The sequence below is a fragment of the Streptomyces sp. enrichment culture genome (assembly GCF_964273145.1).
GTDB lineage: Bacteria > Actinomycetota > Actinomycetes > Streptomycetales > Streptomycetaceae > Streptomyces.
On sequence record NZ_OZ186873.1, the window covers coordinates 2,612,032 to 2,625,384 of the forward strand.

Genomic DNA, 13,353 nt, shown 5'->3' on the forward strand with positions numbered 1-13,353 from the left:
ACGAGCCCGGTCCGCTCACCGGGGCCCGGGGCCGCCCGGCCCGCGCCCGCCGGCATCGGCCCGGCCGCCGTCGGCGGGCTCCGCGCGGCGCCCCCTCAGGCCGCCGCGGCTCCTCGGACCACCGTCGCCCCCGCCACCGGCCCCTTCGCCGTCCGCACCTCCCGGCACGTCCCCGACGCCCGCAGCACCGACGCCACCTCGGCCGCCGCCACCTCGTCGGAGGTGAGGAACGCCGTGGTCGGTCCGGAGCCCGAGACCAGCGCGGCGAGGGCGCCCGCGGCGCGGCCCGCGGCCAGGGTGTCGGCCAGCTCGGGGAAGAGGGACAGCGCCGCGGGCTGGAGGTCGTTGGAGACGGCGACGGCGAGCGCGCCGGTGTCGCCCTCGGCGAGCGCGTCGAGGACGGCCCGGGAGGCCACCGGTTCCGGCACGTCCCGGCCCTCGGTGAGCCGGTCGAACTCGCGGAAGACGGCCGGTGTGGACAGCCCGCCCCGCGCCATGGCGAACACCCAGTGGAACGTGCCGCCCACCTCCAGCGGCGTCAGCTTCTCGCCGCGCCCGGTGCCCAGCGCCGCGCCGCCGACCAGGCTGAACGGCACGTCGCTGCCGAGTTCGGCGCAGAGGCCGAGGAGTTCGTCGCGGGTCGCGCCCGTGCCCCACAGCGCGTCGCAGGCGACCAGCGCGGCGGCGCCGTCCGCGCTGCCGCCCGCCATGCCGCCGGCGACGGGGATGTCCTTGGCGATGTGGAGGTGCACGGCGGGGTCGCGGCCGTACCGCTCGCCGAGCAGCACCGCCGCGCGCGCCGCGAGGTTGGTGCGGTCCAGGGGCACCTGGCCGGCGTCCGGCCCGGCGCAGGTGACGCGCAGCTCGGCGGCCGGCGTCGCGGTGACCTCGTCGTACAGGCCGACGGCGAGGAAGACGTTGGCCAGGTCGTGGAAGCCGTCCGCGCGGGCGGCGCCGACCGCGAGCTGGACGTTGACCTTGGCGGGGACCCGGACGGTGACGCTCACGCGCCCGCCTCCTCGTGCTCGGCGGCCTTGTGCTCCGCGGTCCCTCCCGCCGGGGCCTCGCCCCGCGCGGTCCTGTTCTCGGCGATCCGCGCGAACTCCTCGACGGTCAGCGACTCGCCGCGGGCCTGCGGGGACACCCCGGCGGCGACCAGGGCCGCCTCCGCCGCGGCGGCCGACCCGGCCCATCCGGCGAGCGCCGCCCGCAGCGTCTTGCGGCGCTGCGCGAACGCGGCGTCGACGACGGCGAAGACCTCGGCCTTGGAGGCGGTGGTCCTGATGGGCTCGGTGCGGCGGACCAGGGAGACCAGGCCGCTGTCGACGTTGGGCGCGGGCCAGAACACGTTGCGGCCGATGGCCCCGGCGCGCTTGACCTCGGCGTACCAGCCGGCCTTCACGCTGGGCACGCCGTACACCCTGGAGCCGGGGCCGGCGGCGAGGCGGTCGGCGACCTCGGACTGGACCATGACGAGGGTGCGCTCGATGCTCGGGAAGGTGTCGAGCATGTGGAGGAGGACGGGCACGGCCACGTTGTAGGGGAGGTTGGCGACGAGCGCGGTCGGGGCGGGCCCCGGCAACTCGGTCACCTGCATCGCGTCGGAGTGGACGAGCGCGAACCGGTCGGCCCGCCCGGGCATGCGGGCGGCGATGGTGGCGGGCAGGGCCGCGGCGAGGACGTCGTCGATCTCGACGGCGGTGACCCGGTCGGCGGCCTCCAGCAGCGCCAGGGTGAGCGAGCCGAGTCCCGGGCCCACCTCGACCACCACGTCGTCGGGGCGCACGCCGGCGGTGCGGACGATCCGGCGGACCGTGTTGGCGTCGATCACGAAGTTCTGGCCGCGCTGCTTGGTGGGGCGCACGCCGAGGGCCGTCGCGAGTTCGCGGACGTCGGCGGGGCCCAGGAGGGCGTCGGGCGGGATGGGGCTGCTCACGGGCTCAAGGGTAGCCGCGGGTCGCCCCCGCGACCGCGCCCCGCAGTGCGGCCGGGGGCTCGTCCCCTGGCGCGCGTACGGCTTCCGGGTCCGGTGGGTCCGCTCCGCCGCCGGGGCGTCCTGGGGGCGGCCGTGCCCGCCGGGCCGCCGCCGGGCGCGGGTGGCGAACCGGTACGGGCCGCCCGTGCGTGCCCGCCGGGTCCACGGCGTCGGCCGGCCGCCGGAGCGGCCGTCGCTCCCCCGAACGACGCTCCTGCGGACGGTCGCCGTTCCCCTGCTTTTCGTTACGCCCGGTAATCGAAGGCGCGGGCCGTGTTCGCCCCGAGGGCCGTGGCCATCGCGTCCTCGTCGATGCCGCGTACGGCGGCCATGGCCCGCACGGTGACCGGGATCAGGTACGGGGCGTTGGGCCGACCGCGGTAGGGCACCGGCGTCAGGAACGGCGCGTCGGTCTCGACCAGGACCAGCTCCTGCGGGGCCGCGGCGAGGGCGTCGCGCAGGTTCCGGGCGTTCTTGAAGGTGACGTTGCCGGCGAAGGACATGTAGTACCCGGCGCGGGCGCAGATCCCGGCCATCTCCGCGTCGCCGGAGTAGCAGTGGAAGACGGTGCGCTCGGGGGCGCCCTCCTCCTTGAGGATGCGCAGGACGTCGGCGTGGGCGTCGCGGTCGTGGATGACCAGGGCCTTGCCGTGCCGCTTGGCGATCTCGATGTGCGCGCGGAAGGACCGCTCCTGGGCCGCCTTGCCCTCCTCGCCGGTGCGGAAGTAGTCCAGGCCCGTCTCGCCGACGGCCTTGACGTGCGGGAGTGCGGCCAGGCGGTCGATCTCGGCGAGCGCCTCGTCCAGCGCGGCGTCCCCGCCGGGCTCGCGGGCGCCCTGCCGGGACCAGCCGTCGGGGTCGCCGTGCACGATGCGCGGGGCCTCGTTGGGGTGCAGGGCGACGGCCGCGTGGACGGTGTCGTACGCGGCCGCCGTCTCGGCCGCCCAGCGCGAGCCCCGTACGTCGCAGCCGACCTGCACGACCGTCGTGACGCCGACGGACGCGGCCTTGGCCAGGCCCTCCTCGACCGTGCCGGACTGCATGTCGAGGTGGGTGTGCGAGTCGGCGACCGGCACCCGGAGGGGCTCCGGGAGCGGCGGGGCTTCGGTCTTGTCGGCGTTCGCAGGCATGTTCCGATCCTACGGAAGGGGCCTGCCGGGGGGTCGTGCCGGAGCGGTCAGCTCGCCCCGCGGTGCAGGTGGAGGGCGTTCAGGAGGTCGGAGAGGTGCCAGTGGTGCTTCTCGCCGGCCTTCCCGGTCCTCCCGGCCTCCGCGGCGGCCCTCGGCCGGGGGACCGCCGCCCGCCCGGCGGCCGGCCCCGGGCGGGCCGCCTCGCGCGCGGAGGCGACCCGCCCGGGCCCCATGATGCGCACGAGGTGGTTGCCGCACCGCCCGCAGGTGGGCCGGCTCAGCGGGGAGGGCACGACGCGGCCGTCCGCCACGTACCGCACGAACTCCCTGCCCCCGGCGTCGGTGTGGTGCTCTATGGCGAAGGACTGCTCCCAGCCGTGCCCGCAGCGCATGCAGGCGAAGGAGTACGCCTCGTGCGCGACGCGGGCGGGCGCGCGGCCCGGACCGGTGGATCCTGCGGACTCGCTCATGCCAGCTCCTGTCCAGGAGGGGACGGTTGCCTCGCTTCCCCGCTTCCCCCAGTGGACGCCTCCACCGGCGTGAACGCACTGGTCCTGCCGAGAATTGGGGCTGTCTTGGGCGTTCCTTGCCGAAGCGCCCCGCCCCCTTTGCCCGCCCGTGGCCGCCCCCTTTGCCCGCCCGTGGCCGTCCCCTTTGCCCGCCCGTGGGGCACGCCGCCGGTGCCCGGCCGGACGGCTCACCCGGTGCCCGGCCGGGACGGCTCACCCCTGCGCGTGCTTGGCCGCCACCACCGCGTCGAACACCTCCCGCTTGGGCAGGCCGGCCTCGGCGGCCACCGCGGCGATGGCCTCCTTGCGCCGCTCGCCCGCCTCCTCGCGCACCCGCACCCGGCGCACCAGTTCCTCGGCGCCGATCTCCTCGGACCCCCGCTCCGGCGCCCCCTCGACGACGACGGTGATCTCCCCGCGCACGCCCTGTGCCGCCCACGCGGCGAGCTCGCCCAGCGGTCCCCGCCGGACCTCCTCGTACGTCTTGGTCAGCTCCCGGCACACGGCCGCGCGCCGGCCGTCGCCGAACACCTCGGCCATCGCGGCGAGGGTGTCGTCGAGCCGGTGCGGGGCCTCGAAGTAGACGAGGGTGCGCCGCTCGGCGGCGGCCTCCCGCAGCCGGGCCAGCCGCTCGCCCGCCTTGCGCGGCAGGAAGCCCTCGAAGCAGAACCGGTCGACGGGCAGCCCGGACAGGGCGAGCGCGGTGAGCACGGCGGACGGGCCGGGGACGGCGGTGACGCGGACGTCGCGTTCGACGGCCGCCGCGACCAGCCGGTAGCCGGGGTCGGACACGGACGGCATCCCGGCGTCGGTCACCAGCAGCACGCGCGCGCCGTTCACCAGTTCCTCGACCAGCTCGGGCGTGCGGGCGGACTCGTTGCCCTCGAAGTACGACACCACGCGCCCCTTGGGGGTGACGCCGAGCGCCTGGGTGAGGCGGCGCAGCCGCCGGGTGTCCTCGGCGGCGACGACGTCGGCGCCGGCCAGCTCCTCGGCGAGCCGGGGCGGGGCGTCGGCGATGTCCCCGATGGGGGTGCCGGCGAGGACCAGGGTTCCGGGTGCGACTGTCACGTTTCCATCCTCGCAGGGGCAAGGACGGGACTCGCACGGACGGGTTCCCTACGATGGCGCGGTGACCAGTACCGCGTCCTCCACGGACACCCGGAAGGACCACCAGGCGCCGCACGGCCGGCCACCGTCGTCGTGGCAGCGGCGGCTGCGCCGCTTCGGATACACGGTGGGACCGGACGCCGACGCCCGCGAGCGGCTGGTGCCGCCGTACGCGCGGCCCGGCGCGCGGCTGTGGGCGTTCCTCGGCGTCCCGGCGCCGGCGGCCGACCGGCTCGCGCGCTGGTCGGGCTGGGGCGGCCCGTTGCTGGTGACGCTGCTGGCCGGGGTGGTCCGGTTCTGGAACCTGGGCAGCCCGAAGGCGGTGATATTCGACGAGACGTACTACGCCAAGGACGCGTGGGCGCTGATCCACCGCGGGTTCGAGGTCAACTGGGACAAGAACGCCAACGACCTGATCCTCGGCTCCGGCGGGGACGTGCCGATTCCGACGGAGGCGGCGTACGTCGTGCACCCGCCGGTCGGCAAGTACGTCATCGGCCTCGGTGAGCTGGTCTTCGGGTTCGATCCGTTCGGCTGGCGGTTCATGCCCGCGCTGCTCGGCACGCTGTCGGTGCTGCTGGTGTGCCGGATCGGCCGCCGCCTGTTCCGCTCCACCTTCCTGGGCTGCCTGGCGGGCGCGCTGCTGGCGGTGGACGGGCTGCACTTCGTGATGAGCCGCACCGCGCTGCTGGACAGTGTGCTGATGTTCTTCGTGCTGGCCGCGTTCGGCTGCCTGGTGGTGGACCGGGACAGGGCGCGGGAGAGGCTGGCCGCCGCGCTGCCGGTGGACGCCGACGGCCGCGTCCGGCCGGACGCGCACGTGGCGGAGACCACCCGGATCGGGTGGCGGCCGTGGCGCTGGGCGGCGGGGCTGATGCTGGGCCTGGCCATCGGCACCAAGTGGAACGGCCTGTACATCACGGCGGCCTTCTGCGTGATGAGCGTGTGGTGGGACGTCGGCGCGCGCCGGGTGGCGGGCGCCCGCCGGCCGTACCTGACGGTCCTCCGGCGCGATGTGGGCCGGGCCTTCCTGTCCACGGTCCCGGTGGCGGTCGTCACCTACGTCTGGACCTGGGCCGGCTGGATCTTCTCCGCCGACGACGGCTCCGGCGGCTACTACCGCGACTGGGCGGCCACCCAGGGCAAGGGCAGTTCCTGGTCCTGGCTGTTCCCGGACTGGTGGCGGAGCCTGTGGCACTACGAGACGCAGGTGTACGACTTCCACACCAGCCTCACGTCGCCGCACCCCTACCAGTCCAACCCGTGGAGCTGGATCGTCCTGGGCCGCCCGGTCTCCTACTTCTACGAGTCGCCGGCGCCCGGCACGGACGGCTGCCCGGCCGACGCGGGCGGGAAGTGCGCCCGCGAGGTGCTGGCGCTGGGCACGCCGCTGCTGTGGTGGGCGGCCTGCTTCGCCCTCCTGTACGTGCTGTGGCGCTGGGCCTTCCGCCGGGACTGGCGGGCGGGCGCGATCGCCTGCGGGGTGGCGGCCGGGTACGTGCCGTGGTTCCTGTACCAGGAGCGCACGATCTTCCTCTTCTACGCCGTGGTCTTCGTACCGTTCCTGTGCCTGGCGGTGGCGATGCTGGTGGGCGCGATCGCCGGCCGGCCCGGTTCGAGCGACGTCCGGCGGACGGCGGGGGCCGTGGGGGCGGGCGTGCTGGTCCTGCTGATCGCCTGGAACTTCATCTACTTCTGGCCCATCTACACCGGCACCGCCCTCCCGATCGACGACTGGCGTTCACGCATGTGGCTGGACACCTGGGTCTGAGCCGGTACGTCCCGGTCCGACCCCGGGCCGGTTCAGCCCGCTGGTCTCCGTTCGGCCACCAAACGGAAACTTCCGTACCGCCCGTCACCTCTTTGTGCCTACAGTGCTCGGACTACCGGGCTTTCTGAACACGTTCAGAAAACGTGGGAGGCCCAGGGGAGGGGACAGCCTGATGGGCAAGGGGGTCAAGGTCGCCGCCGTCGGCGGCGTGCTGGCCGTGCTGGTGGGCGGGGCGGGGTACGGCGCCTTCAACCTGGTGTCGGCGGTGAACGGCAGCGGCTCGAACGGGCCGGAGGAGGTCAGGACCGGCCCGCCGGACGCGGACGAGGTGAGGGAGGCGGCGGCGAGGTTCTTCGCGGCCTGGGAGAAGGGCGAGGCGGCGACGGCGGCGACGTACACGAACGACGCCGCGGCGGCCGAGCGGCTGCTGACGGCGTACGGCGCGGACGCCCGCATCACCGGTGTGCGGATCACGCCGGGGGCGGCCGGTGGCGCGAGCGTGCCGTTCACCGTGAGGGCGACGGTGTCGTACCAGGGGAAGTCCGAGCCGCTGACGTACAGGAGCGCCCTCACCGTGGTGCGGGGGATCACCACCGGACGTGCCCTGGTCGACTGGAAGCCGTCGGTCGTCCATCCGGAGCTGCGGGACGGCGACACCCTGGTCACCGAGGAGTCGGCGAACCCACCGATCGAGGCCGTCGGCCGGGACGGCGGCGTGCTGACGGAGGAGGAGTACCCCTCGCTCGGGCCGGTGCTGGACACGCTGCGCGCCAAGTACGGCGACCGGGCGGGCGGCACGCCCGGCGTCGAGCTGGTGATCCGGCACACGGCCCCGGAGGCCGCCGACACCCCCCTGCTGACCCTGGCCGAGGGCGAGCCCGGCACGCTGCGCACGACGCTCAGCGCGCGCGTGCAGGCGGCAGCCGAGCGGGCGGTGAAGCGGTACGCCGAGTCGTCGGTGGTGGCGGTGAAGCCGAGCACCGGCGAGGTGCTCGCCGTGGCGAACAACCGCTCGGACGGCTTCAACGCGGCCTTCCAGGGCCAGGTCGCCCCCGGCTCCACCATGAAGATCGTCACGGCGGCCATGTTCATCGACAACGGCGTGACGTCGATGGACGGCCCGGCGCCCTGCCCGGACACCGCGACCTGGCAGAGCCAGACCTTCCACAACCTGCCGGGCATGCGGCCGGACGAGGACGCCACCCTCGCGAGCAGCTTCCTGCGCTCGTGCAACACCGCCTTCGTCAAGCTCGTCGACGAGGCCCCGCTCACGGACGCCTCCCTGACGGCCGAGGCCCAGGAGCGGTTCGGACTGGGCCGCGACGACTGGAAGACCGGGATCGCCTCCTTCGACGGCCGGGTGCCCGCCTCCGGCGGCCCGGACCGCGCGGCCAACGCCATCGGCCAGGGCCAGGTGCAGATGAACCCGCTGAACATGGCCTCGGTGACGGCCACCGCGATCACGGGCACCTTCCGCCAGCCCTACCTGGTCTCCCCCGACCTCGACGGACGGCGGCTCGCCACCGCCGAGGGCCTGCCGGCCGGCACCGCCGCCCAGCTCAAGCAGATGATGCGGCTGACCGCCACGCGGGGCACCGCGCAGCAGGCCATGGCGGGACTCGACGGGGACATCGGCGCGAAGACCGGTTCGGCGGAGGTGGACCGGCAGGCCACGTCCAACAGCTGGTTCACCGGTTTCCGCGACGACCTGGCGGCGGCGGCCATGACCGAGGAGGGGGGCCACGGCGGCGACGCGGCCGGACCGATCGTGGCGGACGTGCTGCGGGCAGGTGGCTGAACTGCCGGATGATCGACGGGACTCTAGGGTGGAGCCGTCGTGGGAACCGCGGGGCTCGCCGCAAGCGTGGGGCTCGACGGAGCCGTGAGGCCCGCCGGACCCGCCGGGACGCCGAGCGGGCCGGCGCACCGAGGGCTGTTCACCCCGTGGGGTTCCCCTGGGGTTAGACGGAGGAAACGGAAGAGCAGTGGGCAACAGGAAGCGCGTCGCCGAGCGACGGAAGACGAGACCCGCCGTGCTCGGCGGAGTGATCGCCGCGGTCGTCGTCGGCGCCGGAGGGGCGGCCGCCTACGCGCTGTACGACGGCGGGACGGCCGCCGGGGACGGCGCGCGGGCGGCGGCGGCCGAGAAGAAGGTCAAGACCGGTCCGCTGACGGCCGCCGAGGTCTCCACGGCCGCCCGTGCCTTCCTCACCGCCTGGGAGCAGGGCCGCGTCGACGACGCCGCCGCCGCGACCGACGACGCGAAGGCCGCCGCGGACCTGCTCACCGGCGTCGCCGAGGACGCCCGCCTCAAGGGGCTCACCCTCGTCCCGGGCACCCCGGCCGGGGACAAGGTCCCTTTCTCCGTCAAGGCGGTGGTGACGTACGAGGACACCGGCAAGCCGCTGGAGTACGACAGCGCCCTGACCGTGGTGCGCCGCGCCGGTGACGGCGAGCCGCGCGTCGACTGGCACGCCTCCGTCGTCCACCCCGCCCTCGCCGACGGCGACAGGCTGGTCACCGGGGAGGCCGGGACACCTCCGGTGAAGGCCCTGGACCGCGACGGCGGGGAGATCACGGCCGCGAAGTACCCCTCGCTGGGCACGGTCCTGGACGGACTGCGCGAGAAGTACGGCAAGACGGCCGGCGGCAAGGCGGGCGTCGAGCTGCGCGTGGTGCGCGGCAAGGAGTCCAAGGAGAAGAAGCTCTCCGACAAGACGCTGCTGGAGCTGCGGGAGGGCACGCCGGGCACGGTGCGGACCACGCTCGACCCGGCCCTGCAGGCGGCCGCCGAGGAGCAGGTGGCGAAGAGGGCGCGGGCCTCGGTGGTCGCGCTGCGCGCCTCGACCGGCGAGATCCTCGCGGTCGCCAACAGCGGCCACGGCTTCAACACCGCCTTCCAGGGCTCGCTGGCCCCCGGCTCGACGATGAAGGTCATCACCTCCTCGCTGCTGATCGAGAAGGGCCTGGCGTCGGCGGACAAGCAGCACCCGTGCCCGAAGTACTTCTCCTACGGCGGCTGGAAGTTCCACAACGACGACAAGTTCGAGATCAAGGGCGGCACGTTCAAGGCGAGCTTCGCGCGCTCCTGCAACACCGCCTTCATCAGCCAGGCCCCGAAGCTGGGGAACGACGACCTGACCAAGCAGGCCCAGCAGGTCTTCGGCCTGTCGATGGACAACTGGTCGGTCGGGGTGCCCACCTTCGACGGCTCGGTGCCGGTGCAGAGCGCCGCCCCGATGGCCGCCTCCCTCATCGGGCAGGGCGGGGTGCGGATGAACCCGCTGAACATGGCGTCGGTGGCGGCGACGGTGAAGTCCGGCGCCTTCCACCAGCCGTACCTGGTCCCCCCGTCGGTCGACGGGCGCGAGCTCGCCACCGCCTCGCGCACGATGTCCGCCTCCACGCTGGCGCAGCTGCGCGAGCTGATGTCGTACACGGCCACCTCCGGCACGGCGGCGCAGGCGATGTCCGGGCTGGGCGGGGACGCCGGTGCGAAGACCGGCTCGGCGGAGGTGGACGGGCAGGAGAAGCCGAACGGCTGGTTCACCGCCTACCGGGGCGACCTGGCCGCGGCGGGCGTCGTCCAGGCGGGCGGCCACGGCGGTGACACGGCCGGGCCGATCGTGGCGCAGCTGCTGCGGCAGGGCGGCTGAGGCGGGCCCACCGGGACCTCAGCGCGCCGCCGGCTCCGCCGCCGTCGCCGCCCGGTAGGTCCGGGTCAGGAAGCGCAGCAGCGTCTTCGTCTCGAACTGGACCACCGAGCAGCCCTGCGCGGTGTGGAACTCCACCACGGTCTGCACCCGGCCGCACGGCCACACCCGCACCTCGCCGGTCCCGGCCGGCATCCGCAGTCCCTGTTCGAGCAGGGCCCGCGAGAGGGTCCATCCACGGGAGCCGCGCCCGGGCAGTCCGATGCGCACCGACCGCGGATCGTCCTCGGGGTCGTACCGGAGCACGACCGGTACGGCCCCGCCGTCCTCCTCGTCCGGCAGGTCGGCGTCGGTGAGGACGTGGACTCGTGCGTACTGCTCGACCACGGACATCGGACGGCCCCTTACTCTGTGCCACCGGCGCGAAAGCTGTGTCTCCCCACCCCAATGTCGCATATTTTCGTAAATGTGCCTTTTCGGTGGGGCGGTATATCGCATGTGAGATACCGCGGCGGCTTGCTCTTGCAAGCCCTTCGCAACAGCGTCCTATCATCGAACGGTGCACGTACCTGACGGATTCATCGACGCCCCGACCTCCGCCGTGGCCGGGGTGATCGCCGCCGGCGCCCTCGCGGTCGGCCTGCGCGGCGCGCGCCGCGAGCTCGGGGGCACCGGAGGAGAGCGGACGGCCCCGCTGGCGGGGCTGGTGGCGGCGTTCATCTTCGCGGTGCAGATGCTGAACTTCCCCGTCGCGGCGGGGACCAGCGGCCACCTGCTCGGCGGCGCGCTGGCCGCGATACTCGTGGGCCCCTGCACCGGGATCGTGTGCGTCTCCGTCGTCCTGCTCCTGCAGGGCGTCCTCTTCGCCGACGGCGGCCTGACCGCGCTCGGCGTGAACATCACGGACATGGCGATCGTGACGACCGTCGTCGCCTACGCCGTCTTCCGGGGGCTGGTGAAGGTGCTGCCGCGCTCCCGCCGGTCGGTGACCGCCGCCTCCTTCGTCGCCGCCCTCCTCTCCGTCCCGGCCGCCGCCCTCGCCTTCACGCTGCTGTACTGGATCGGCGGCACCACCGACGTCGCGATCGGCAAGGTCGCCACCGCGATGATCGGCGTGCACCTCCTCATCGGCGTCGGCGAGGCCGCGATCACCGCGCTCACCGTCGGCGCCGTCATCGCCGTACGCCCCGACCTGGTGTACGGCGCCCGCGGCCTGACCCGGAAGCTGAAGCTGCGGATCGGCGGCGAGCTGGTCGACGCCCCGGCCGTGCAGCCGGTCACCGTCCCGGCCACCCCGCGTTCCCACCGCAAACTGTGGATCACCGGTCTGGTCACCTCCTTCGTCCTGGCCGGATTCGTCAGCTTCTACGCCTCCGCCAGCCCCGACGGCCTGGAGAGGGTCGCCGCCGACAAGGGCATCGACCAAAAGGCCGAGGAGCACGCCGCCGCCGACTCCCCGCTCGCCGACTACGGCGTCGAGGACGTCGACGACGCCCGCCTCTCCGGCGGTCTCGCGGGCGTGATCGGCGTCGGCGTGACCGCCGTCGCGGGCAGCGCGGTGTTCTGGGCGGTGCGCAGGCGGCGTACGCACGACGTGTCGCCCACGAGCGTCGACGCGGCCACCGGCCCGAACACGAGCGTCTGACATGGGCGCGGGTCACGCGCACCGGCTCTACCGGCGGGGGCACTCGCCCGTGCACGCGCTGCCGCCGCACACCAAGCTCACCGCCGCCCTCGCCTTCGTGGTCGTCGTGGTGTCGACGCCGCGGGAGGCGATGTGGGCGTTCGGCGGGTACGCCGTGCTGCTGGCGGCGGTGGCGTACGCGGCCCGCGTCCCGGCCCCCTTCCTGCTCCGGCGGCTGCTGGTCGAGGTGCCGTTCGTGGCCTTCGCGGTGCTGATGCCGTTCGTGGCCGAGGGCGAGCACGTGGAGGTCCTGGGGCTGTCCCTGAGCGTGAACGGACTGTGGGGTGCCTGGAACGTGCTGGCCAAGGGCACGCTCGGGGTCGCCGCCTCCGTCCTGCTGGCCGCCACCACCGAGCTGCGGGAACTCCTCCTCGGGCTCCAGCGCCTGAAGCTGCCGCCGCTGATGGTGCAGATCGCCTCGTTCATGATCCGCTACGGGGACGTGATCACGGACGAGATGCGGCGCATGCGGATCGCCCGGGAGTCGCGCGGTTTCGAGGCGAGGGGCGTGCGGCACTGGGGGGTGCTGGCGAAGTCCGCGGGCGCGCTGTTCATCCGCTCCTACGAGCGCGGTGAGCGCGTGCACCTGGCGATGGTCAGCCGCGGGTACGCCGGTGCCATGCCGGTCGTCGACGAGGTGACCGCCACCCGGGCGCAGTGGTCGTACGCCCTGGCCCTCCCGTCGGCCGCGCTCCTGATCTGTCTGCTGGGATGGACCCTGTGAACGCCGTGACCCCCACACCCTCCGCGCCCGCCTCCCTGGAGGTCTCGGGCCTCGCCTTCGCCTACCCCGACGGGCACCAGGCCCTCTTCGGCGTGGACTTCTCGATCGCCCGCGGCGAGCGGGTCGCCCTGCTCGGCCCCAACGGCGCCGGGAAGACGACCCTCGTGCTGCACCTCAACGGCATCCTGACCGGCGGCGCGGGCACGGTGACGGTCGCCGGGCTGCCGGTGGACGAGAAGCACATGGCCGAGATCCGGCGCCGGGTCGGGATCGTCTTCCAGGACCCCGACGACCAGCTGTTCATGCCGACGGTGCGGGAGGACGTGGCGTTCGGGCCGGCGGCGGCCGGGCTGAGGGGCGCGGAGCTGGAGGAGCGCGTGGACCGGGCGCTGGACCTGGTCGGCATGCGGGAGTTCCGGGACCGCCCGCCGCACCACCTCTCCTTCGGGCAGCGCCGCCGGGTGGCGGTGGCGACCGTGCTGGCGATGGAGCCGGAGATCCTCGTCCTGGACGAACCGTCCTCCAACCTCGACCCGGCCTCCCGCCGGGAGCTCGCCGACATCCTGCGCGCGCTGGACGTAACCGTGCTGATGGTCACGCACGACCTGCCCTACGCCCTGGAGCTGTGCCCGCGCTCCCTGATCCTCAGCGAGGGCGTGATCGCGGCCGACGGCCCGACCGCCGGACTGCTGTCCGACGAGGAGCTGATGCGGGCCCACCGGCTGGAGCTGCCCTTCGGCTTCGACCCGGGGTCGGCCGGGGGCGGCGCCCGCCCGGCCGCCCCGGGCCGTCCCTGA

The 13,353-nt window shown here is 74.4% G+C and carries 12 protein-coding genes; 6 read left to right on the forward strand and 6 right to left on the reverse strand.

Going from position 1 to position 13,353, the window contains the following annotated elements; genetic code table 11:
- Positions 1–95 precede the first annotated feature (95 nt).
- From ACSU6Z_RS11680 to rsmI, 5 genes are all read right to left on the reverse strand, one after another.
- A complete protein-coding gene (locus ACSU6Z_RS11680; protein WP_437044991.1) occupies positions 96–1,007 on the reverse strand; it encodes a 4-(cytidine 5'-diphospho)-2-C-methyl-D-erythritol kinase in 912 nt (303 codons plus the stop codon).
- A complete protein-coding gene (gene rsmA, locus ACSU6Z_RS11685) occupies positions 1,004–1,936 on the reverse strand; it encodes a 16S rRNA (adenine(1518)-N(6)/adenine(1519)-N(6))-dimethyltransferase RsmA (protein WP_437044993.1) in 933 nt (310 codons plus the stop codon). Before rsmA ends, ACSU6Z_RS11680 begins: the two co-directional genes overlap by 4 nt.
- A gap of 284 nt (positions 1,937–2,220) precedes the next feature.
- On the reverse strand, positions 2,221–3,105 hold the full coding sequence (locus ACSU6Z_RS11690) for a TatD family hydrolase (protein WP_437044995.1): 885 nt from the start codon (positions 3,103–3,105) through the stop codon (positions 2,221–2,223).
- A 47-nt stretch (positions 3,106–3,152) separates the two neighbouring features.
- On the reverse strand, positions 3,153–3,575 hold the full coding sequence (locus ACSU6Z_RS11695; protein ID WP_437044997.1) for a hypothetical protein: 423 nt from the start codon (positions 3,573–3,575) through the stop codon (positions 3,153–3,155).
- 252 nt (positions 3,576–3,827) lie between these two features.
- On the reverse strand, positions 3,828–4,685 hold the full coding sequence (gene rsmI / locus ACSU6Z_RS11700; protein ID WP_437044999.1) for a 16S rRNA (cytidine(1402)-2'-O)-methyltransferase: 858 nt from the start codon (positions 4,683–4,685) through the stop codon (positions 3,828–3,830).
- Positions 4,686–4,746: 61 nt separating this feature from the next.
- Between rsmI and ACSU6Z_RS11705 the strand changes: the two genes are divergently transcribed.
- The 3 genes from ACSU6Z_RS11705 (at position 4,747) to ACSU6Z_RS11715 (ending at position 10,151) form a co-directional block, all read left to right on the forward strand.
- Positions 4,747–6,495, forward strand: a complete 1,749-nt coding sequence (locus ACSU6Z_RS11705) for a dolichyl-phosphate-mannose--protein mannosyltransferase (protein ID WP_437045001.1) — start codon at positions 4,747–4,749, stop codon at positions 6,493–6,495.
- Between the two features lie 172 nt (positions 6,496–6,667).
- The gene (locus ACSU6Z_RS11710) at positions 6,668–8,293 is read left to right on the forward strand and encodes a penicillin-binding transpeptidase domain-containing protein (protein ID WP_437045003.1); all 1,626 of its coding nucleotides are present in this window, start codon (positions 6,668–6,670) and stop codon (positions 8,291–8,293) included.
- A gap of 187 nt (positions 8,294–8,480) precedes the next feature.
- The gene (locus ACSU6Z_RS11715) at positions 8,481–10,151 is read left to right on the forward strand and encodes a penicillin-binding transpeptidase domain-containing protein (protein WP_437045005.1); all 1,671 of its coding nucleotides are present in this window, start codon (positions 8,481–8,483) and stop codon (positions 10,149–10,151) included.
- An 18-nt stretch (positions 10,152–10,169) separates the two neighbouring features.
- Here the strand turns inward: ACSU6Z_RS11715 and ACSU6Z_RS11720 are convergent, their stop codons facing one another.
- A complete protein-coding gene (locus ACSU6Z_RS11720) occupies positions 10,170–10,541 on the reverse strand; it encodes an SsgA family sporulation/cell division regulator (RefSeq protein WP_437045007.1) in 372 nt (123 codons plus the stop codon).
- A 166-nt stretch (positions 10,542–10,707) separates the two neighbouring features.
- Here ACSU6Z_RS11720 and ACSU6Z_RS11725 point away from each other — a divergent pair, with 166 nt between their 5' ends.
- From ACSU6Z_RS11725 to ACSU6Z_RS11735, 3 genes are read left to right on the forward strand one after another with little or no spacing between them, the layout of a single operon-like run.
- Complete coding sequence (locus ACSU6Z_RS11725; RefSeq protein WP_437045009.1) at positions 10,708–11,793, forward strand: energy-coupling factor ABC transporter permease; 1,086 nt, start codon at positions 10,708–10,710, stop codon at positions 11,791–11,793.
- A gap of 1 nt (position 11,794) precedes the next feature.
- Positions 11,795–12,556 carry a cobalt ECF transporter T component CbiQ gene (gene cbiQ, locus ACSU6Z_RS11730; protein ID WP_437045011.1) on the forward strand — a complete coding sequence of 254 codons (762 nt, stop codon included), beginning with the start codon at positions 11,795–11,797 and terminating at the stop codon, positions 12,554–12,556.
- Entirely contained in the window at positions 12,544–13,353 is an 810-nt protein-coding gene (locus tag ACSU6Z_RS11735) for an energy-coupling factor ABC transporter ATP-binding protein (RefSeq protein WP_437045013.1), read from the forward strand. The genes cbiQ and ACSU6Z_RS11735 overlap by 13 nt, the downstream gene beginning before the upstream one ends.

Coding starts and splice junctions, on each gene's coding strand:
- ACSU6Z_RS11690 (WP_437044995.1), bottom strand. CDS start 3,105: ATGCCTGCGAACGCCGACAAGACCGAAGCCCCGCCGCTCCCGGAGCCC.
- ACSU6Z_RS11695 (WP_437044997.1), bottom strand. CDS start 3,575: ATGAGCGAGTCCGCAGGATCCACCGGTCCGGGCCGCGCGCCCGCCCGC.
- ACSU6Z_RS11710 (WP_437045003.1), top strand. CDS start 6,668: ATGGGCAAGGGGGTCAAGGTCGCCGCCGTCGGCGGCGTGCTGGCCGTG.
- ACSU6Z_RS11720 (WP_437045007.1), bottom strand. CDS start 10,541: ATGTCCGTGGTCGAGCAGTACGCACGAGTCCACGTCCTCACCGACGCC.
- cbiQ (WP_437045011.1), top strand. CDS start 11,795: ATGGGCGCGGGTCACGCGCACCGGCTCTACCGGCGGGGGCACTCGCCC.
- ACSU6Z_RS11735 (WP_437045013.1), top strand. CDS start 12,544: ATGGACCCTGTGAACGCCGTGACCCCCACACCCTCCGCGCCCGCCTCC.